This window comes from Streptomyces cellostaticus (assembly GCF_023630175.1).
Classification (GTDB): Bacteria; Actinomycetota; Actinomycetes; order Streptomycetales; family Streptomycetaceae; genus Streptomyces; species Streptomyces cellostaticus_A.
In genome coordinates this window covers 124495-147079 of sequence record NZ_JALLIN010000001.1, presented here as the reverse complement: position 1 = coordinate 147079, position 22585 = coordinate 124495, and the positions used below count along the sequence as shown (strand labels likewise).

4 protein-coding genes are annotated in these 22585 nt (G+C 76.3%); all 4 read left to right on the top strand.

From position 1 onward, the window contains the following. Positions 1-89: 89 nt before the first annotated feature. The 4 genes from MXD57_RS00375 to MXD57_RS00355 all read left to right on the top strand — a co-directional run bounded on the left by MXD57_RS00375 (position 90) and on the right by MXD57_RS00355 (position 22502). Positions 90-15158 (top strand): SDR family NAD(P)-dependent oxidoreductase, encoded by a 15069-nt coding sequence (locus MXD57_RS00375; protein WP_308290635.1) that lies wholly within the window; start codon positions 90-92, stop codon positions 15156-15158. After that, a complete protein-coding gene (locus MXD57_RS00365) occupies positions 15155-18619 on the top strand; it encodes an amino acid adenylation domain-containing protein (protein ID WP_250399192.1) in 3465 nt (1154 codons plus the stop codon). Before MXD57_RS00375 ends, MXD57_RS00365 begins: the two co-directional genes overlap by 4 nt. A 71-nt stretch (positions 18620-18690) precedes the next feature. After that, the gene (locus tag MXD57_RS00360; protein ID WP_250399191.1) at positions 18691-19824 is read left to right on the top strand and encodes an OzmP; all 1134 of its coding nucleotides are present in this window, start codon (positions 18691-18693) and stop codon (positions 19822-19824) included. Positions 19825-19853: 29 nt separating this feature from the next. Then, entirely contained in the window at positions 19854-22502 is a 2649-nt protein-coding gene (locus MXD57_RS00355) for a beta-ketoacyl synthase N-terminal-like domain-containing protein (RefSeq protein ID WP_250399190.1), read from the top strand. Positions 22503-22585 lie beyond the last annotated feature (83 nt).

The window sequence follows — 22585 nt, the reverse complement described above, 5'->3', positions numbered from 1 at the left end:
CCCCCGACGGGCACCCGCCCCCAGCACAGCACCGCCGGCAACCGGCCGTCCGTACCCGGACAGCCCTACGCGAAGGAAGAGTTGGCCCAGTGAGCAGCCCCGAGGTCCAGGCGGCCGAGACGGATGTGGCGATCATCGGCATGGCCGGGCGTTTCCCCGGCGCCGACGACCTGGACTCCTTCTGGCACCTCCTGCGCGACGGCCGCGAGGGCATCACCCGGTTCAGCCCCGAGGAACTGGCGGCGGCGGGCGTGCCCTCCCGGCTGCTGACGGACCCCGCCTACGTCCCGGCGCACGGAGTCCTCCCCGACGTCGACCTCTTCGACACCGGGTACTTCGAGTTCACCCCGGCCGAGGCCGCCATGACCGACCCGCAGCACCGCATCATGCTGCAGACCGGACACGCGGCCCTGGAGCACGCCGGCTACGACCCGGCCCGCTTCGACGGCCTGATCAGCGTCTACGCCGGTGCCGCCATCAACACCTACCTCCAGCAGCACGTCCTGCCGCACGTCGACCAGACCACCACCTCCAACCACTTCGCGGTGATGGTCGGCAACGACAAGGACTACCTGGCCACCCGGCTGTCGTACAAGCTCGACCTCAAGGGACCGAGCTACACCGTCCAGACCGCCTGCTCCACGTCCCTGGTCGCCCTGCACCTGGCCTGCCAGGGCCTGATCAACGGCGAGTGCGACATGGCCCTGGCCGGCGGCGTCACCGTCAAACTTCCCCAGGTCAAGGGCTACCTGTACGAGGAAGGCGCCATCCTGTCCCCGGACGGGCACGTGCGCGCCTTCGACGCGGACGCCGGCGGCACCGTCCTGGGCAACGGCGTGGGCGTCGTCGTCCTCAAGCCGCTGCGGGACGCGCTCGCCGACCGGGACACCATCCACGCCGTCATCAAGGGCACCGCCACCAACAACGACGGCAGCGGCAAGGTCAGCTTCGCCGCCCCCGGCGCCGCCGGTCAGTGCGCCGTCATCCGGGAGGCGCACACCGTCTCCGGCGTCGACCCGCGCTCCATCGGCCACGTCGAGGCCCACGGCACCGCGACCCGGCTCGGCGACCCCGTCGAGGTCTCCGCCCTCACCCGGGCCTTCCGCGAGGCCACCGCCGACACCGGTTTCTGCGCCATCGGGTCGGTGAAGTCCAACGTCGGCCACCTCGACGCCGCCGCCGGCGTCGCGGGCGTCATCAAGACGGCCCTCATGATGAAGCACCGCACCCTGGTGCCGACCATCAACCACCACTCGCCCAACCCGGCCGTCGACTTCGCCACCAGCCCCTTCAAGGTCAGCACCGCCACCACCCCGTGGACCGGGGACGGGCCGCTGCGCGCGGGCGTCAGCTCCTTCGGCATCGGTGGCACCAACGCGCACGCCGTACTCGAGGAGGCGCCGCCCGCGCCCGCCGCCGGCGACTCCCGCCCCCAGCACGTCCTGGTGGTCTCCGCCCGCACCCCGAGCGCGCTGCGCACCGCGGCCGGCGACCTGGCCGGCCACCTCGGGACCGACGGCCCCGCCGCGCTCGCCGACATCGCCTACACCCTGGCGGTCGGGCGCCGCACCCACGAGTACCGGCTCGCCGTCACCGGCGCCGACCGCGCCGCCCTCGCCGAGGCGCTGCGCCGCGCCGAGGTGCCCGACCGGCCCGCCACGGGCGAGCTGTCCTTCGTCTTCGCCGAGGAGGTGCCGGACGCGGCCGGGCTGGCCGAGCGGTGGAGCGCCGCGGAGCCCGCCTTCGCCGGGCACCACGCGGCGGCCGTGGCCGCCGGCGCGCTCGAACACGGCGCCCCCGGCGCCGCCTTCGCCGTGCAGTACGCGCTCGGCAGACTGTGGCTGGACCTGGGGCTGCGGCCCGTCGCCGTCCACGGCGACGGACTCGCCGCGCACGTCGCCGCGTGCGTCACCGGCGCGCTGACACCCGCCGAGGCGGTGGCCGCGCTCGGCCGCCCCGGCACCGGTGCGCCCCGTCCCGCCCCGGCCCGCGACCGCATCGCCCTGCGCGGCGCGGCGGACGAGGTGCGCGGAGCCGCCCTGGGCGTCGCCGACGGGCCGTGGGGCGGGGTGGCCCGCGCCTGGCAGGCCGGCGCCGAGGTCGACTGGGCCGGCTGGTTCGCGGGCGAGGAGCGCGGCCGGGTGCCGCTGCCCACCTACCCGTTCGAGGGCCGCCGCTGCTGGCTGACCGGACCGGACCGGGCCGCCGCCCCGCAGCTCGCCGCACCCGGCCCGCACCCCCTGCTCGACGAGAACGTCTCCACCCTCGACACCCTCGCCTACCGCACCACCCGCACCGGCGAGGAGTTCTACCTCGCCGACCACCGGGTCCAGGGCGACCCCGTCATGCCCGCCGCCGCACATCTGGAACTCGCCCGCGCGGCGGCCGAGTTGTCGCTCGGTACGGCCGTCTCCCTGCACGACGTCTCCTTCGAGCGCCTGCTGAGCCACGCCGCCGGGCCACGCACCTCGCTGATCTCGCTGTGGCGCGAGGACGACGGTGCCGGATTCGAGATCACCGGCGACGACACCGTGTACGCGGCCGGCGCCATCGGGCCGGGTCCGGCGGAACGGCCCGCCCCGGCCGACCTCGCGGCCGCGGCCGCCCGCTGCACCGAGACGCTGCGGCGGCCCGACTGCTACGACACGCTGCGCCGCCTCGGCCTCGACTACGGCCCCCGGATGCGCGCCCTCACCGAGGTCCGGCTGGGTGAGGGCGAGGCCCTCGCCACCCTCGAACTGCCCGACGGCGCCGCGCTCGACGGCGCGGTCCTCAACCCCGCGCTCCTCGACGGTGCCCTGCACGCCCTGGTGCTGCTGCTCACCCGCGCCTACGGCGACACCGCCGAGGGGTTCCTGCCGCTGGCCCTCGCGGAGCTGACCGTGCACGCCCCGGTCGCCGGGGCCTGCCGGGCGCTGGTCACCACCCGCCGGCTGGGCGAGCGGTCGGCCCGCGCCGACCTGACCCTGACCGACGAGCACGGCACCGTCCTCGCCCGGCTGACCGACCTGGCCGTGAGGGTGCTGGCGGGGACCGGCGAAGCGCCCGCACCCGGATCCGGCGAGAGGGGCGGGCCGGCCCTGCTGGTGCGCCGCTGGACCGACGCGCCCGCCGAGCCCGGCGGCACCCCGGCCGCCGCCACCGGCGTGGTCGTCGCCGCCACCGCCGACCGCCGTGACCGGCTCACCGCCGCCCTGACCGGCTGCGGCGTCGGCGAGGTGAGCGCGCCGGACGCCGCGACCGCCCTGGAGGACGGCACCGTGCCGGAGGTGCTGCTGGCGGACGAACCGGCCCCCGAGCAGGCGCTGGTACTGGTCCAGCGACTGCTGCGGGCCCGGCCCACCGCACCCGTGCGCGTGGTGCTGCTGCACCGTCACGAGGCGGACGGCGCCCGGCCCGAGCGCGCCGCGCTGGGCGCCTTCGCCCGCACCGTACGGGCCGAGAACCCGCTGCTCGCCGTCCAGGCCGTCGGACTCGCCGAAGGCGTGGACGAGGCCGCCGCGCTCGCCGCCGAATTGGCGGGTGACGGCCGTGATCCGGAGGTCGCCCACACCGCCGGCGGACGCCGGGTGCCCCGGCCCGCGCCCGCCCCGGCCGCCGAGCCCGTCGCCGTCCGCGACGGCGGCGTGTACGTCGTCTCCGGTGGCGCGGGCGGACTCGGCCGTGCCGTCGCGGAGCGGATCGTCGGCCGGGCCGACGCACACGTGGTGCTGCTCGGACGCGGTGAGCGGCCGCCCGCCGCGCTCGACGGACGCCTGTCCTACCGCACGGCGGACGTCTCGGACCCCGCGGCGGTGGAAGGCGTGCTGGCCGCGGTCCGCGCGGAGCGCGGCCCCATCAACGGTGTCGTCCACGCGGCCGGTGTGCTGCGTGACGGCTTCGCCCTGACCAAGTCCGCCGACGACCTCGCCGCCGTCCTCGCGCCCAAGGCCGCCGGAGTGCGCGCACTCGCCGCCGCCACCGCCGACGACCCGCTGGACTTCTTCGTCGCCTTCTCCTCGATCGCCGCCCACATCGGCAGCGCGGGCCAGAGCGACTACGCGTACGCCAACGCCTACCTGGACGCCTACGCCGAGCGCCACCCGCGGATCACCTCGGTCGCCTGGCCCATGTGGGCCGACGGCGGCATGCGGCAGACCGCCGAGGCCGCCGCGGACATCGCCGCCCGCACCGGCTTCGGCGTCCTGCCCACCGACACGGGCCTCGACCTGTTCGAGCGGGTCCTCGGCGTGCCCGGCGCGTTCGTCGCGGCCCACGGCGACCTGGCGAGGATCGACGGCACGCTGTCGGGACGCGCCCCGGCCGGCCGTGTCCCCGCCGCGTCCGGGGCGGCCGCCGCCCCGGACGGCGCGGAGCCGCGCGCCCTGGCCGTGGCGCTGCTGCGGACCCTGATCGCCGCCGAGACGGGCCTGGACCCGGCCGAACTGGGTGAGGACGACCCGTTCGAGCGCCACGGCATCGACTCACTGATGATCACCCGGCTCAACCGCGAACTCGACGGGCACTTCGAGCGGCTGTCCAAGACCCTCTTCTTCGAGTACGCGACCCTCGGCGAGCTCGCCGGATACTTCGCCGAACACCACACCGCCGAACTGCGCGGCACCGCCGCGCCCGAGGAGACCGGCCGGGTCCCGTCCGCGCCGTCGCCGGCCGCCTCCCCGGCCACCGCGGGGCCGCGCCGCTCCCGCCCCTCCCGCACGGCCCGTGCCGGCCGCACCGCACCGGGCGACCGGGCCGCCGCGCCCGAACCGGCGGAGGACCACGACGACGCCGTCGCGGTCATCGGCATCGCCGGCCGCTACCCCCAGGCGGACGACCTCGCGGAGTTCTGGACCAACCTGACGCGGGCCCGCGACTGCGTGACCGAGATCCCCGCCGACCGCTGGGACCACACCCGCTGGTACGACCCGGACCCCGCCGCCCCCGGCCGCGCGCACACCCGCTGGGGCGGGTTCCTGCGCGACGTCGACCGCTTCGACCCGCTGTTCTTCGGCATCTCCCCGCGGCAGGCGGAACTGATGGACCCGCAGGAACGGCTGTTCCTGCAGAACGCCTGGCACGTCATGGAGGACGCCGGCTACCGCCGCGCCGACCTGGCGGGCCGTGCGGTCGGCGTGTACGTCGGCGTGATGTACGGCGAGTACCAGTTCCACGGTGCCCTCGACGCGCTGCGCGGCGGCCGCCCGCTGACCGGATCGTCCTTCGCCACCATCGCCAACCGGGTCAGCCACGCCCTGAACCTCTCCGGGCCGAGCATGGCGCTGGACACCATGTGCTCCTCCTCGCTGACCGCGATCCACCTGGCCTGCGAGAGCCTGCGCCGCGGCGAGAGCGAACTGGCCCTGGCCGGCGGCGTCAACGTCTCCGTCCACCCCTACAAGTACGCCTTCCTCAGCCAGGGCCGCTTCCTGTCCTCCGACGGCCGCTGCCGCGCCTTCGGCGCCGGCGGAGACGGCTACGTGCCCGGTGAGGGCGTCGGCGCCGTCCTGCTCAAGCCGTACCGGCGCGCCCTGGCGGACGGCGACCGCGTCCTCGGCCTGATCCTCGGCAGTGCCGTCAACCACGGGGCCCGGACCAACGGCTACACCGTGCCCAGCCCGCACGCCCAGCAGCGCGCCGTCACCGCGGCCATGGAGCGGGCGGGCGTCTCCCCGGACGCCATCGGCTACGTCGAGGCCCACGGCACCGGCACCGCGCTCGGCGACCCGATCGAGCTGACCGGACTCGGCCAGGCGTACCGCACCGCCGGGGCCGCCCCCGGCACCTGGCCGATCGGCTCGGTCAAGTCCAACGTGGGCCACCTGGAGTCCGCCGCCGGCATGGCCGGACTCACCAAGGTGCTGCTCCAGTTCACCCACCGCACCCTGGTGCCCTCGCTGCACGCCGAGGAGCTGAACCCGAACATCGACTTCGACCGCTCCCCGTTCCGCGTCCAGCGCGACCTGGCCGACTGGCCCGGCGGGGACACCCCGCGCCGGGCCGGCCTCAGCTCCTTCGGCGCCGGCGGGTCCAACGCCCACCTGGTCCTGGAGGAGTCACCGCGTCCCGAGCCGGCCACCGACGTCCCCGCCGCGCGGCAGCACACCGACGAGCCGGTGGCCTTCGTCCTGTCCGCCCGGGACGGTGAGCGGCTGCGCGCCCACGCCGAACGCGCCGCCCGGTTCCTGGAGACCGAGCGGGTACCGCTCGCCGACCTGTGCTTCACCAGCCAGACCGGCCGTGAGGCCATGGACGCCCGCTTCGCCGTCGTCGCCACCGACGGTGCCGCCGTCGCCGCCGCGCTGCGCCGCTGCGCCGACGGAGAACCCCAGCCCGCGATCACCGACGACGGTCCGCTCGGCGAGCTGGCGCGCCGCTGGCTGACCGGCGCCGACGTCGACTGGCGGGCCTGGCACGCCGGCCGTCCCGGTCCCGCCCCGCGCCGGACCCGCGCACCGCTGTACCCGTTCGCCCCCGAGCGCCACTGGATCCCGCTCGACCCGGACCTCGGCACGTCCGCGCCGCACCCGCTGGTCGACGCCAACGAGTCGACCGTCGACGAGATCCGCTTCGCCAAGACCCTGCGCTGCGGCGACCCGCTGCTGCGCGACCACGTCATCGAGGGCCGGCGCATGCTGGCCGGCGCCGCGACGCTGGAGTTCGTCCGCGCCGCCGCCGCGCTCGCCCGGCCCGGCGTCCGGCACGCCCTGCGCGAGGTGGTGTGGGGCCGCGCGGTGGAGGTCGCCGACGGCGAGCGGACGGTGTACGTGTCCTTCCACCGGGACGGCGACGACCTGCTCTTCGAGGTGTACGGCGACACCGGCGGCGAACGCACCACCCACGCCCGGGGCCGCGCGGTCCCGGCCCCGGCGGCCGCGGCCGCCGCACCGGAGGACCTCGACGCGCTGCGCGCCCGGCTGCCCGTCCTGCGCGACCGGGCCGGCGCCTACGCCGACTACACGGCCGCCGGGTTCGGCTACGGCCCCTCCTTCCAGGTCATCGACGAGATCCGCGCCGGCTCCGGCGAGGCCCTGGTCCGGCTCGACGCCGGTGACGGCGGCCCGGCCACCGAGGTGCCCCCGGCCCTGCTCGACGGCGCCCTGCGGGCCTGCCACTGGGCCGGCCGCACCGCCGCGCCCCGCGCGGGCGAACTCGCGGTGCCCTTCAGCCTCGGCGCGCTCGACGTGCACGCCCCGCTGCCGCCGGTCTGCCTCGCCCACGCCCGCAGCACGGGCGGGACCGCCGGAGTCCGCCGCTTCGACTTGACCGTCTACGACGAGGAGGGCCGCGTCCTCGCCGAAGTCCGTGACTTCGCCGGCCGCACCCCCGGGCCCGCCACCGCGTCCGCTGCGGCGAGGCCCGGGGCCGGGGCGGCGCCCGCCCCGGACACCACCGCCCACGCCGCCGGTGCGGCACGCCTCTACGAGCCCTGCTGGCAGGCCGCCGGCGAACCCGCGCAGGGGAACGCCGCCGACACCCTCGCCGTCCTCGGCCGGCACCCGGAACTGGAGGCGGCCCTCGCCGCCACCGGGGTGTGGCGCCGTGTGGTGAACGTCCCCGAGGAGCCCGGCGGCCTCGCCGACGCCCTCGCCGGGCTCGCGCACCCCGGCGGCCTCGACCTCGCCGTCGTGGGCGGCCTGACCGCCCCCGCCCCGGCGATCGACACCGGGGACGCGGCCGGGCCGCTCGACCGGGTCTGCGGCACGGTGCTCCAGGTCCTGGGAGCCGCCCGGTCCGACGACCTGCCCGGCCGGGTGCGCCTGCTCGTCCTCCACGCCCAGCGGGACGGCCACGACCGGCCGGAGTGGGCCGCACTGGCCGGCTTCGCCCGGTCCACGGCGCCGACCGCGCCCCGACTGGAACTGCTCACCCTGGGCGTCGATCCGGCCCTCGCCGCCGACGCGACCGCCGAGGCCGTGGCCGCCGAGCTGCGCGCCGTGCCCCGCGCGGCCGGCCTGGAGGCGCGCCGCGCGGCGAACGGCACCCGGGAGATCCGCGCCCTGCGGCCGGTGCGGCCGTCCGCCGCCACCGCGTCACCGCTGCGCGACGGCGGCGTCCACGTCGTCACCGGCGGCGGCGGAGCCATCGGCCGGGTCCTCGCCGAGCACCTGGCCCGCACCGGCGCGGCCGGACTGGTGCTGATCGGCCGCTCCGAGCCGGACGACACCGCGCGTGACTGGCACCGCGCCCTCACCGGTCTCGGCGCCGAGGTGCTCGCGCTGCGCGCCGACGTGGCCCGCCAGGACGAACTGGCCGCCGCCCTGGCCGCCGCCCGCGACCGCTTCGGTGCCCTGCACGGGGTGTTCCACCTGGCCGGCGTCGCCGACGAGGGCCGGGCCGACCCCGGAGACCGGGAGCGGTTCACCCGGGTGCTCGCGGCCAAGACCCACGGACTGGTGAATCTCGACCGGCTCACCCGCGACGACGAGCTCGACTGCTTCGTGGTGTTCTCCTCCGTCTCCTCCGTCATCGGCGACTTCGGCGCGGCCAGCTACGCCACCGCCAACCGCTTCGCCGACCTGTACACGGCCCGGCGCGACGGCTGGGCGCGGCAGGGTCTGCGGCACGGCCGCAGCCTGTCCCTGGCCTGGCCGCTGTGGGCCGTCGGCGGGGTCGACGGCCTGGTCCGGGACCAGGAACTGGCCGCCTACACCCGCCGCACCGGCATGCGGCCGCTCGACACCGCGCAGGGCGTCGCCCTGCTCGACGGCGCCCTGCGCGCCGGAGCCGCGTGGCTGGTCCCCGCCTGGGGCGAGGCGGCCGCCGTCGACGCGGCCCTCACCGGCACGCCCGCGGTGTCCCCGGCCGGTGCCGCCCCCGCGGCGAACCCGGCCGCCGCACCCGCCGCCGGCACACCCGCCGCACCGGCGGGCCGGGCCGCACCGGACCGCCCCGCCGCGGACGACCGCGTGCGCGCCCGGCTGGTGGAGCATCTGCGCACCGCCCTGGCCGGTGTGCTGAAGCTGCCGGTGGGACGGCTCGACAGCCGGATCCCGCTCGACGACTACGGCCTGGACTCGGTGCTCGTCATGGAGTCCAACTCCCTGCTGGGCAGGGACTTCCCCGGTCTGCGCGGCACCGTGTTCTTCGAGTGCCGCACCGTCGACGAGCTGGCCGACCACGTGCTGGCCGAACACGCCGACGCCGTGACCCGCCTCTTCCCGGCCGGCCCGGCCGGCACCGCGGCCGAGCCGCCCGGCACCGCGCCCGCCCCGGCGCCGGCGGCCCGGCCGGAGCCGCCCCGGCCGGTACCGGCCGAGGACGAGCCGATCGCCGTGATCGGCATCAGCGGCCGCTACCCCGGGGCCCGCGACCTCGACGAGTTCTGGCGCAACCTCGCCGAGGCACGCGACTGCGTCACCGAGGTGCCGGCCGACCGCTGGGACGCCGACGCCCTGTTCGACCCGGACCCGGCGGCACCGGGCCGCAGCTACGGCCGCTGGGGCGGCTTCCTGGACGACGTCGACAGCTTCGACTCGCTGTTCTTCCGGATCTCGCCCAAGCAGGCCCGCACCATGGACCCGCAGGAACGGCTGTTCCTGGAGACGGCCTGGTCCGCGCTGGAGAACGCCGGCTACCCGCCCTCCCGCATCCCCGCGCCCCGCTTCGGCGGCCAGGGCCACGACGTCGGCGTGTTCGTCGGCGTGATGTGGGACGACTACGCCGTCCTCGCCGCCACCGAGTCGGCGCGCGGCAACCACCAGGTGGTCCTCGCCAACCGCGCCTCGGTCGCCAACCAGGTCTCCTACTTCGGCGACTTCCGCGGACCGAGCGTGGTCGTGGACACCGCCTGCTCGGCGTCGCTCGTCGCCGTCCACCAGGCCTGCGAGAGCATCCGCCGCGGCGAGTGCTCGTACGCCCTCGCGGGCGGGGTGAACGTCTCCGTCCATCCCGACAAGTACGTTCACCTCAGTCACCGGACGATGCTGTCCACCGACGGCCGGTGCCGTGCCTTCGGGGACGGCGGCAGCGGCTACGTACCCGGCGAGGGAGTCGGCGCGGTGCTGCTCAAGCGGCTGTCGGACGCCGTGCGCGACGGCGACACCGTGCACGCCGTGATCCGCGCCACCGCCGTCAACCACGGCGGCCGCACCAGCGGCTTCACCGTCCCCAACCCGCAGGCCCAGCAGGCCCTGATCGAACAGGCCCTGGCCGCCGCAGGCATCGACGCGCGCACCATCGGCTGCGTCGAGGCCCACGGCACCGGCACCGCCCTCGGCGACCCCATCGAGCACACCGCGCTCGCGCAGGCCTTCGCCCGGGACACCGCCGACACCGGCTTCTGCGCGCTCGGCTCGGTGAAGTCCGCCATCGGCCACCTGGAGGGGGCCGCGGGCATCGCCGGACTCACCAAGGCCGTGCTCCAGCTCCGCAACGGCACCCTGCTGCCCACGCTGCACGCCGAGCGGACCAACCCCGTCATCGACTTCACCCGCTCGCCGTTCACCGTGCAGCGCGACACACGGCCCTGGCCCCGGCCGCACGACGCCGACGGCCGCCCGCTGCCGCGCCGCGCCGCCGTCAGCTCCTTCGGGGCGGGCGGCACCAACGCCCATGTCGTCGTCGAGGAGTACCTGGCACCCGAGCCCGCCGACCCCGGACCCGACACGCCGGGGCTGATCGTGCTCTCCGCCCGCGACGAGACCCGGCTGCGGGTCTACGCGGCCGAGATGGGCCGCGCCCTCGGCGGCACCGCGCGGCCCGGCGCGGCCACGCCCCGGCTCGCGGACGTCTCGCACACCCTGCGCACGGGCCGCGAACCACTCGCCGAGCGGCTGGCGTTCGTCGCGACCGACCTCGCCGACGCGGCGGCCGCGCTCACCGCCTTCGGGCGCGGCGAGGACGACCGGAGGGTGCACCGCGGCCGGGTCGAGCAGCATCCGGCGCTGGCCGGCCTGCTGACCGAGGCCGTCGGCGGCGGTGACTTCCTGGCCGCCCAGATCAGCGCCGGGGGAGACGACCTGCTGGCCCGGCTGTGGGTGTCCGGTGTCACCGTCGACTGGGACCTGGTCGACCGGATGCGCCCCGGCACCCCCCGCCGGGTGCCGCTGCCGGCCTACCCGTTCGAGCGGGTACGGCACTGGCTGGACACCGGCGCCGCCACCCCGGCCGCAGCACCCCGGCCCGCCTCGGCGGACCCCGACCGCGCTCAGGTGCCCGCGCCGCGCCTCCCGGCCCCGCGGGTGCCCGCGCACACGGCACCGGCCGCACCGGCACCCGCCACCGGGTCCCGCGAGTGGCGGCGGCGGCTCGCGGCGGACGAGCCCGTGCTGCGCGACCACGTCGTCGGCGGCCGGCCCATCCTGCCGGGCACCGGCCATCTCGACCTCGTCGCCGAGGCGCACGGCGCCCTGACCGGCCGCGCCCTGACCGACGTGCGCTGGGTGGCCCCGCTGGCCCTGTCCGGTCCCGGTGACGAGGTGTCCGTGGCCCTGGACGGGGACGGCTACGAGGTGCGCGGCCCCGACGGCACCGTCCGTTCCCGCGGGCGGGTCGCCGACGCCCTGGACGCCCCGGCCGCGCTCGACGCGGCGGGGCTGCGCGCCCGCCTCGAGCCGGGCCCGGACGGGGAGGCCTTCTACCGTCTGCTGACGGACCGGGGCCTGCCGTACGGCCCGTTCTTCCGCCGGGTCCGCGAGGTGTGGACCGGCGACGAGGAGGTACTGGGCCGGATCGGCGCCGTGGACGGCGACGCGGGCCACGCCCTGCACCCGGGCGTCCTGGACGCCGCCCTGCACACCGTGGCCGCCCTGATGGCACGGCACCGTCCCGGCCCGGGCAGGCCCATGCTGCCCTTCGCGGCCGACCGCGTCGACGTCCTCGGCCCGGTTCCGGTCACCGGCTGGTCGTACGTCCGCCGGACCGGCACCGACCGCTACGACGTCCTGCTCTGCGACGACGGCGGCGCCGCCCGCGTCCGCTTCACCGGCCTGACCTACCGGCAGGCCAAGGAGCAGGCGGTGGTCGTCCACCGGCCCGTGTGGCGCGCCCGGCCCGCCGACGGGCGGGCCGAACCCGCCCGGACCGTGCTGCTGGTCGCCGAGCGGCCGGACACCGGCCTCGCCGCGGACCTGGCCGCCGCCCACCCCGGGGCGGACGTACGGACGCTGCGGATCGACGCCGTCGGTCTGAGCGACGCCGGCCTGGACCGCGCCCTGACCGGGACCGCGCCGGACCTGGTCTACTTCCTCGGAACCGGAACCGGAACCGGGGCGGGGACGGGGACGGGGACGGACGCCGGTCCCGGGCGGGAGCCCGCCGACCGGCCCGGACTCCGCGCCCTGACGGACCGCTCGGTGCTCGCCCTGCACCGCCTGGTGCGGGCCCTGGACCGGCACGGCGTCCTCGACCGGCCGCTGCGGCTGAAGGTCGTCACCACCGACGTGCACCCGCTGGAGGCGGCCGACGCCTCCGCGCCGTGGGCCGCCGGGCTCGCGGGACTGGCGTCGGTGGCGGCCAAGGAGTACCCGAACCTGCGCGTCGCGCTGGTCGACGTGCGCTCCGCGGAGGCCGCCCGGACCGTCCGGGCGATCGTGGCCGAGCCGTTCCCGGTCCGCCCGGCCCCGGTCTCGGTCCGGGCCGGTGTACGCCGGGTCCGCACCCTGGAACGCGTCGAACTGCCGGTTGCCGCCACGCCCCCGTTCCGGCAGGGCGGCGTCTACCTCGTCGTCGGCGGTCTCGGCGCCGTCGGCCGGGACACCTGCCGGCACCTCGCCCGCGCCTACGGCGCGAAGCTGGTCGTGGTGGGCCGCTCCCCGCTGGACGAGACGGGCCGGCGCGTGATCGCCGAACTGGAGAAGGACGGGGCCGAGGTGCGCCACCTCGCCCTGGACGCCGGCGACCCGGCCGCGCTCGCCGGGGCCGTCCGGCTGGCCCGGCAGGAGTTCGGCGCCCTGCACGGCGTGTTCAACGCGGCGATGGTGCTGGTCAACCGGGAGTTGCGCGAGCTGTCCGAAGCGGGGCTGCGCCGCGCCGTGGAGTCGAAGACGGACACCGCCTTCGCGGTGCTGGACGCCGTGCGCGGGGAGCCGCTGGACTTCGTGCTCTTCTACTCCTCCGGCGTGGCCTTCGAGGCGAACCACGGCCAGGCGGGCTACGCGGCCGGCTGCGCCTTCGCCGACGCCTACGCCGCGCACGCCGGGCGGACCCTGCCCTTCCCGGTGCGGGTGCTGAACCTCGGCTACTGGCACGCGGGCGGCGACGCCGGACGCGAGCGGGTGCTGCGCCGGTTCGAGGCCGCCGGCATCCGGCCGCTGACCGCCGAGCGCGGGATGGCCGTGGTGGAGCGGGCGCTGGCGGCGGGTCTGCCGCAGGTGTTCGCGCTGGACGCCGAGCGGCACATCTTGGACAACCTGGGCATCGACCCGGACCGCACCCTGACCGTGCTGCCCGGCGGTGCCCCCGGCCCGCTGCCCGAGGTCCCCTTCACCGGCCGGTCCGTGTCCGGCGACGGCGAACTGGCCGGTCACCAGCGCGCGGTCGACGCCCTGGAGGATCTCGCGCACCGGCTGCTGGCCCCGGCGCTCCGCCGGGCAGGTCTGTTCGAGCAGTTCGCACCCGGCGCCCACGCCCCCGGCCCCGAGGAGCTCGCCGCCCGGCTGGGCGTCGTACCGGAACACCGGGCGCTGTTCGAGGCCCAGCTCGCCATCCTGGTGACCGCGGGTCTGCTGCGCGCCGACGACGACGGCGGGCTGCGCCCGGCGGACGGCGCCGCGGAGGACGAGGCCACCCTGGTGGCCGCCCTCGGCGACCTGACGGACCGGCACCCGGCGCTCGCCCCCATCGGCACGCTGCTGCGGGACTGCCTGGCCGCGCTGCCCGACGTGCTCACCGGCCGCCGTTCCGCGATGGACGTCCTGTTCCCCGACGGCTCCGCCGAGCGCGTGGCCGCCGTGTACCGGGGCGACCCGGTCACCGACCGCTGCAACACCGAGGTGGCGCGGCTGGTGACCGAGCGGGTACGGGCCGGCCTCGCGGCCGAGCCCGGCCGAACGGTACGGATCCTGGAGGTCGGCGCCGGCACGGGCGGGACCACCGCGACGGTGCTGGCCGCGCTGGCGCCGTACGCCGGTTCCGTCGAGTACGTCTTCACCGACGTCTCCCCGGCCTTCGTCCGCAAGGCCCGGACCCGGTTCGCCGCCGGTCACCCCTTCGCCCGCTTCGAGGTGCTGGACATCGAGGCGGACGCGGCGGGCCAGGGCGTCGAGCCCGGCGCATACGACGTGGTGCTCGGCACCAACGTCTTCCACGCCACACAGCGTCTGACCGGCACCCTGCTGCGGGCCAAGGCGCTGCTGCGGCGGGGCGGCACCCTGCTGCTGGTCGAGGGCACCCGGCCCCGGGACCAGCTCGCGCTCGTCTTCGGACTCACCCCCGGCTGGTGGCTGTTCGCCGACCCCGAGCAGCGGCTGCCCCGCTCGCCGCTGGCGAGCGAGCGCCAGTGGCGGGACGCGCTGGCCGTCTGCGGGTTCACCCACATCGGCGCGGCGGCACCGGCCACGGAGGCCGGCCCGGCCTTCCAGAGCGTCATCGCCGCCGTGAGCGACGGCCTGGTCCCCGCTCCCCGGACCGCGGCCGTCCCGGCCGCTCCCCGGACCGACGGCGTCCCGGCCGCCCGCGCGGCCGTCGACCCGGCCGCTCCCACCGCCGTCGACGACGAACTGCGCACGGTGACCGAGGTGTTCGCCCGGGTCCTGGAACTCGCCCCGGACCAGCTCGACCCGGACCTCACCTTCGAGAACTACGGCGTGGACTCGCTGGTCGTGCTGGAACTGACCCGGGCCCTGGAGGGCGTGTACGGCCCCCAGCCGGCGACGCTGCTGTTCGAGCGCATCACGGTCCGGCGCCTGGCCGAGCACTTCCACTCCCTGGCGGCGACGGCCACGGGACCGGCCCCGGACCCCTCCGGTGAACCGGCCCCGGAGCGGGGCGCCGCGCCGGCTCCCGAGGCTGCGGCCGGGGCCCTCCGGGTCCCGGCGCCCCCTGGGCCCGTGACCATCCCTGGGCCCGTGACCACCCCCGGTCCCGTCGCAGCGCCCGGGCCCGCCACCGGCCCGGCGGGCCCCGGCCCGGACGCCGACGCCGGGCGGCTGATCGAGGGCCTGTCCGACGCGGCCGTGGACGAACTGCTGGCCGTACTGCTCGCGGAGCGCGGGAAGTTCGAAGGAGACGGACGATGACTGCCGAGCCGTTCGCTTGCGTCGTGATCGGCGAGGAGACCCTCCTCGTCGAGTGCACGAGACTGCTCCTGGCCCGCGGGCACACGGTGGCCGCCGTGGTGTCCCCGTCGCCCGAGCTGCTCGCCTGGGCCGAGGGCGAGGGCCTGCCCGCCGTGCGCCTCGGCCCGGACCTCGCCGAGCGGCTGGCGCCGCTGCGCTTCGACCACCTGTTCAGCATCGCCAACCTGCGGATGCTGCCCGAGGAGGTGCTGGCGCTGCCGGCCGGGCTGGCGGTGAACTTCCACGACGGCCCGCTGCCCCGGCACGCCGGTCTGTTCGCCACGAGCTGGGCGATCCTCGAGGGCGACAAGCAGCACGGCGTGACCTGGCACGTGATGGACCGTGAGGCGGACACCGGCGACGTGCTCAAGCGGCGCGCGCTGTCCATCGGCCAGGACGCCACCGCGCACGACCTGGACGTCGCCTGCTTCGAGGCGGGCGTCGAGTCCTTCGCCGAACTGGTCGACGAACTCGCCGCCGGCACGGTCACCCGCACCCCGCAGGACCTCGGTCTGCGGACCTACCACGGCCGCTACGACGGACTGCCGCGCGCCGGTGTCTTCGACTGGCACCAGCCGGCCGCCGAACTGGACGCGCTGGTACGGGCGACCTCGTTCGGGCACCGCCGCAACGACTTCGGCAGCGCGCTGCTCGCCCTCGGCGGTGAACTGGTCGCCGTACGCGGCGCGGAGGTCACCGGCCGGGCCTCCACCGCCGCACCCGGCACGGTCGTCGGCTCCGGTCCCGACGCCCTCACCGTCGCCACCGGCGACCGGGACGTGCGCCTGACCGGGCTCGCCGGCCTGTCCGGCGAACGGCTCGATCCCGTCGCGCTCGCCGGGCGCCTGGCCGACGCCCACGACGGCCGCTTCCCGCACCTCACCGACGCGGAGGCCGCCGGGCTGGCCGAGGCCGCCCGTGCCGCGCACCGCCAGGAGCGGCACTGGCTGCGGCTGCTCCGGTCGCTGGAGCCCATGCTGCCGCCCCGGTTCGGCGGCCTGGCCGACCAGGTCCGCCCGTCCGGTCCCGTTGCGCTGCCCGGGGCCCTCACCCGTGACGGTGCCGCGCCCGAGCGGATCGCGCTCGCCGCCGTCCTGGCCTTCCTCGCCCGCCTCTCCCGCGGCGGCGAACAGGACGTCGCGGTGTCCGTCCCGCCCGCCGACGGCGCGGCGGCCGGGCTGCTGGCCGCCGAGGTGCCGCTGCGCGCGCCGCAGGGCCTGCTGGAGGACACCCTCGGCGACCTCACCGGCCGGGTCGGCGTCGCACTGGACCGGATCCGGGCCCGCGCGCCGTACCGTCGCGACGTGGCGCTGCGCCACCCCGAACTGGCCGGGGCCGCCCGCCTGGGGCTGCCCGTCGCCGTGATCCTCTCCGACGGACCGGGCGGGCCCGACCGCCACCCGCTGACCGTCCGGATCGACGCCGACGGCTCGGTGCGCTTCGGCGGCACGGAAGTGACGCGCTCTCAGGAAGGCTGGCTGGCCGCGCACTTCGCGCTCTTCCTGGACGGGGTCGCGGCCGGACCCGCGGGCCCGCTGGGCGCTGTCGGACTCCTCGGCGCCGAGGAGCGGGAGCTGGTGCTGGGGCGGTGGAACGACACCGCCGCCGACTACCCGCGCGAGCGCACCGTCAGCCGGCTCGTGGGCGACCTCGCCTGTGCCGCCCCGGACGTCACCGCCGTACGCTTCGAGGACCGCGAGCTGACCTACGCGGACCTGGACGACGCGGCCGACCGGCTGGCCCGGCACCTGGCCGGGCTGGGCGCCGGACCCGGGGCCGTGGTCGGCGTGCTCCTGGAGCGCTCGGCGGAGCTGCTGGTCAGCCTGCTCGCGGTGATGCGCAGCGGGGCCGCGTACGTCCCGATCGACCCCATCTACCCGGCCGCCCGCATCGGCCACATGCTGACCGACTCGGGGGCCGGCCTCGTCCTCACCGACGAGGCCCTGCGCGGCTCCCTCACCGGCTTCCCCGCCACCCCCGTCGTGGTACCGGAGGTCCTGGCCGGTCCCGCTCCGGCGGCGGACGGGACCGGGCCGTTCGACCGGTCCGAGGCGGGCGCGCCCGCCTACGTCATCTACACCTCCGGTTCCACCGGGGTACCCAAGGGCGTCCAGGTCGGGCACCGGGCGCTGGTCAACTTCCTGTGGACCATGGCCCGCACCCCCGGCTTCGGTTCCACCGACTCGCTGCTCGCCCTGACCACCGTCTGCTTCGACATCGCCGGCCTGGAGCTGTACCTGCCGCTGGTACGCGGCGGCACCGTGGAGGTGCTGTCCGCCGCGGTCGCCGCCGACGGCTTCGCCCTGCGCGAGCGCGTGCAGCGGGCGGCGCCCACCGTCCTGCAGGCCACCCCGACCACCTGGCAGATGCTGCTGACCGCGGGCTGGCCGGGCGACCCGGCCCTGCGCGCCCTGTGCGGCGGCGAGCCGCTGCCCGGCGAACTCGCCGACCGGCTCGCCCCGCTCGTCGGCGCCCTGTACAACATGTACGGGCCGACCGAGACCACCATCTGGTCCACGGTCGACCGGGTGCGCCCCGGCGAGCCGGTCACCATCGGCCGCCCCATCGGCAACACCCGCTGCCACGTCCTGGACGAGCGGGGCGTGCCGGTCCCGCCCGGTGTCCCCGGCGAGCTGTACCTGTCCGGTGACGGCGTCGCCGACGGCTACCTCGGCCGCCCGGAGCTGACCGCCGAACGCTTCGTGACCGTGCCCGGGGGCGGCGCCGGCCGGGCCTACCGCACCGGCGACCTGGTGCGGCACCTGCCCGACGGCCGCCTGGAGTACCTCGAACGCATCGACGGCCAGGTCAAGCTCAACGGCTACCGCGTCGAACTCGGCGAGGTGGAGTCCGCGCTGCGGCGCGCATGCGGCGTCACCGCGGCCGTCGCCGTCGTGCGCGAGGACCGGCCGGGCGAACGCCGCCTGGTCGCCTACGTCACCGGGTCCGGTGTCCCGGACGCGCTGCGCGCCGGCCTGCGCGAGGTCCTGCCCGGCTACATGGTCCCGGCCGCCGTCGTCGCCCTGCCCGAACTGCCCCTCACCCCGAACGGCAAGGTGGACCGCGGCGCGCTGCCCCGGCCGGGCGGCACCCGCGTCGCCGGGGGAGGCGAGGCCGCCCGCACCGATCTGGAACGCCGCATCGCCGGCATCTGGTGCGAGGTGCTGGGCCTGGAGGAGGTCGGCGCGGAGGACAACTTCTTCGACGCCGGCGGCGACTCCTTGCGCCTGACCTCCGTGGTCGCCGCCCTGCGGGAGCGGCTCGGCCTGCGGGTCACCCGCCTCGACATGTTCGGCCACCCGACCGTACGGGCCATGGCCGCGCACGCCGGCGACGACACCGGGGCCACCGCGCGCCGGCCCCGGCGCTCCCGCGACGCCGGCGCGCTGGCCCGGCGCCGCGACCGGAGGCAGCGCCCATGACGACCGGCCACCGCACCGCACCGACCACACACACCGCACAGCCGTATCCGACGGGTTCCACAGGGGGTTCCGTGTCCAGTTGCACCGTCTGCTCGCTCAAGGCCGACCACCCGGGGGTGGTGCTCGACGACCGGGGGGTGTGCAACCTGTGCAACCTGGACTTCGCCTCCGACCTCCTCGTCAACTACCGGTACACCAGCGACGTCTTCACCGAGTTCCAGCAGGCGAAGGCCGGACCGGGCGAGTACGACTGCCTGTTCATGTACAGCGGCGGCAAGGACAGCACGTACATGCTGGACAAGTTCGCCAACGAGTACGGCAAGCGGGTGCTGGCCTTCACCTTCGACGTGCCCTTCGAGAGCGTGCACGCCGCGCAGAACATCGCCCTGGCCCGGGAGAGGATCCCGGCGACGTTCGTCCTCGACGCCGACGACGACAACATCAAGCTGATGATGCGCGAGGTGTTCAACCGCCCCGCGCCGAAGAAGCCCGGCAACTACCTCGACGAGAAGCTGCCCTGCGTCTCCTGCCGCACGTTCTTCGTGCTCCGGGCCATCCTCATGGCCTACCGGCAGAAGATCCCCTACATCGCGCTGTGCGCCGACCCGCAGCAGATCCTCACCATGGAGTCCAACGTCCGCGAGATCGTCCGCGGCTTCTACAAGACCTTCGGCGAGCGGCTCACCGACACCCTCTTCGGCGGGCAGCTCGAGGAACTGCTCTTCGACGACGACGAGAACCTGCCGAAGATCGTCTTCCCGTTCATCGCGATGCGCCACGAGTACGACCCCGACCGCATCGTCGAGGAACTGCGCGCCAAGGGCCTGTACGCGTCCTCGCCGATGGAGACCCACTGCACCCTCTTCCCGCTCCTGAACTACTACTCGTTCAAGAACTTCGACTGCATGTTCTACAAGCTCAACGCGGCGAGCCACGTCCGGTCGGTCAAGCGCAACGCGTCCTACGACCGCAACACCTTCAGCATCAAGTTCCCCCGCTCGCTGGACCTCGCGGACGTCGAGGAACGGCTCGGCGCGGTGGTCCGGGAGATCGCCGCCGGTGAGGGCGACCGCGACGAGCACGAGCGCGTCCTGATCGACCTGTTCCGGCGCATGGACGCCGGTGAGGACGCCGCCCGCTTCGTCGCCCGGAGCTTCCTCGACATGCGGTCCGTCGCCGCGGACCTCGGCATACGGCTCGGCTGAGAAGCCGGCAGCAACAGGAGACAACCACCATGACCCCTTCCGACTCCGACATCGCCATCGTCGGCATGGCCTGCCGGTTCCCGGGCGCGGACTCCGTCGAGCGGTTCTGGGACGTGCTCAGCGAGGGCCGCGAGACCCTGACCCGCTACACCGACGAGGAGCTGCTCGCCGCCGGCGTCCCCGCCGAACGGCTGGCCGACCCCCGGTACGTCCGGGCCGCCCAGACCATCGACGGCACGGACCTGTTCGACTCCGAGCTGTTCCAGTTCACCCACGACGAGGCCGAGATCCTCGACCCGCAGCACCGCGTCTTCCTGGAGTGCGCCCTGGAGGCCCTGCAGCGGGCCGGATACGACCCCGGGCGCACCGACGGGCACATCGGCGTCTACGCGGGCGCCGGCCTCAACACCTATCTGCTGCACAACCTCGGCGAGCGCTACCGGGCCGCGTCCACCGTCGACCACTACCGGCTGATGCTCGCCAACGACAAGGACTTCCTGGCCACCCGGGTGTCCTACAAGCTCGACCTGCGCGGCCCCAGCATGAGCGTCAACACCGCCTGCTCCACCTCCCTGGTGGCCGTGCACACCGCCTGCCTCGCGCTGCTCGGCGGCGAGTGCGACATGGCCCTGGTCGGCGCCGTCCACCTGGCCCCGCCGCGCCAGGGCTACCAGTACCAGGACGGCATGATCTTCTCGCCCGACGGCCACTGCCGTGCCTTCGACGCGGAGGCCCGGGGCACCGTCATCGGCAGCGGCGCGGGCGTCGTCGTCCTCAAGCGGCTCTCCGAGGCGCTCGCCGACGGCGACTGGATCCACGCCGTCGTGAAGGGCTCCGCGGTCAACAACGACGGTTCCGGGAAGACCGGTTACACCGCGCCCAGCATCGCCGGGCAGGCCGAGGTCATCGCCGACGCCCAGGACGTGGCCGACGTCGACCCCGACAGCGTCGGCTACGTCGAGGCGCACGGCACCGGCACCCCGCTCGGCGACCCGATCGAGGTCGCCGCGCTCACCGAGGCGTTCCGGCAGGGCGGCGCGGAGGGCAGCGGGTACTGCGCGCTCGGCTCGGTCAAGACCAACATCGGCCATCTCGACACCGCGGCCGGGATGGCGGGCCTGATCAAGGCCGCGCTGATGCTGGAACACCGCACACTGGTGCCGAGCCTGCACTACACCCGGCCCAACCCCGAGATCGACTTCGCGACGAGCCCCTTCTACGTCAACACCGGCACCACCGACTGGAAGGCCGAGGGCGACCACCCGCTGCGGGCGGGCGTCAGCTCCTTCGGCATCGGCGGCACCAACGCCCACGTCGTCCTGGAGGAGCCACCGGCCCGCACCGAGGCGGAACCGGGCCGCGCCCCGGAGCTGCTGGTGCTCTCCGCCCGTTCCTCGGACTCCCTGAAGCAGTCCGCCGGAGCGCTCGCCCGCCACCTGCGGGCCCGCCCCGGCCTCGACCTCACGGCCGTCGCCCAGACCCTCGGGCTCGGCCGCCGCGCCCACCCGCACCGGCTCGCCGTGGTCGCCCGCGGGACCCGCGAGGCCGCCATGGCCCTCGCCCTCGGCGACGAGGCACGCACCCGGCAGGGCGTCGCCGGACCCGGCGGGACCGGCGCCGTGCCGGTCCTCACCGGAACCGGCGCCGCCGCGGCGGACACCGCGGAGCTGTACGGCGCGGTGCCCGCCTACCGGGACGCCGCCGACGCCTGCGCCGCCGCCCTCGGCCGGACCGGCCGCACCGCGGACCTCCTCGCCGGCGACGACCCGCACGCCGCCTTCATCCACGAGTACGCCCTCGTCACCGCCCTCACCGCGTGGGGCCTCACCCCGGCCGGCCTCGCCGCGACCGGCACCGGGACGGCCACCGCCGCGGCCCTTTCCGGGGCGCTCCCGCTCACCGCCGCCCTCGCCCTCGCCACCGGCACCCCGCCGGAGCGCCCGCGGGCGCCCCGGCTGCCCGTGCTCAGCCCGCGCACCGGCCGCTGGATGACCGAGGACGAGGCCCTCGACCCGGCGAGCTGGAGCGGCCCGGCGTCCCTGGACGCCCTGGACGCGCTGCTCGCGGACTCCGGTGACTTCGCCCTCCCGCTCACCCCGCGGGACGGCGCCCCGGCCGGCCACGCCCATCTGCTCACCGTCGCCGCCCAGGCGTGGGCGTGCGGTGCCGCCCTCGACCTCGCGGCCGTCCACGGCGACCGGGACGTCCACCGCGTACCGCTGCCCACCCAGCCCTTCGAACGGCGCCGCCACTGGGTGGAGCCCGGCAGCCACGAAGCCGCCGTCCCGGCCGGCCGGGACGACGACCGGCTGCTGCACCGGTTGGACCCGGCCGACCCCGAGCACAACGTCCGGCTCGTCACCGACTACCTCACCGGGGAGATCGGCAAGGTGCTCGGCGGCCGCGACCGCGCCGCCCTCGACACCAACCTCTTCGACCTCGGCCTGGACTCCCTGGTCCTGATCGAGGTCGTCGCCAAGCTCGGCGAGCAGCTCGACTTCGAGGTCCCGGCCACGGCCTTCGTCGAGTTCCCCACCATCCGCTCCTTCGTCGGCAACCTCGCCGAACTGATGGGCCTGGCTCCGGTGCCCGGCGGCGGACCGGCCGCGCCGGCCGAACCCGCCCGGATCTCCCGGCGCGCCCAGCGGGCCGCGGCACGCGCCACGGACCCGGCCTGACCCCCGGCGGCCCCGGACGTCCCGCACCGGCCGCCACCTCACCCGACCGGGGCCGGACACGGCCCCGGCCGGCCCGCCTCCCG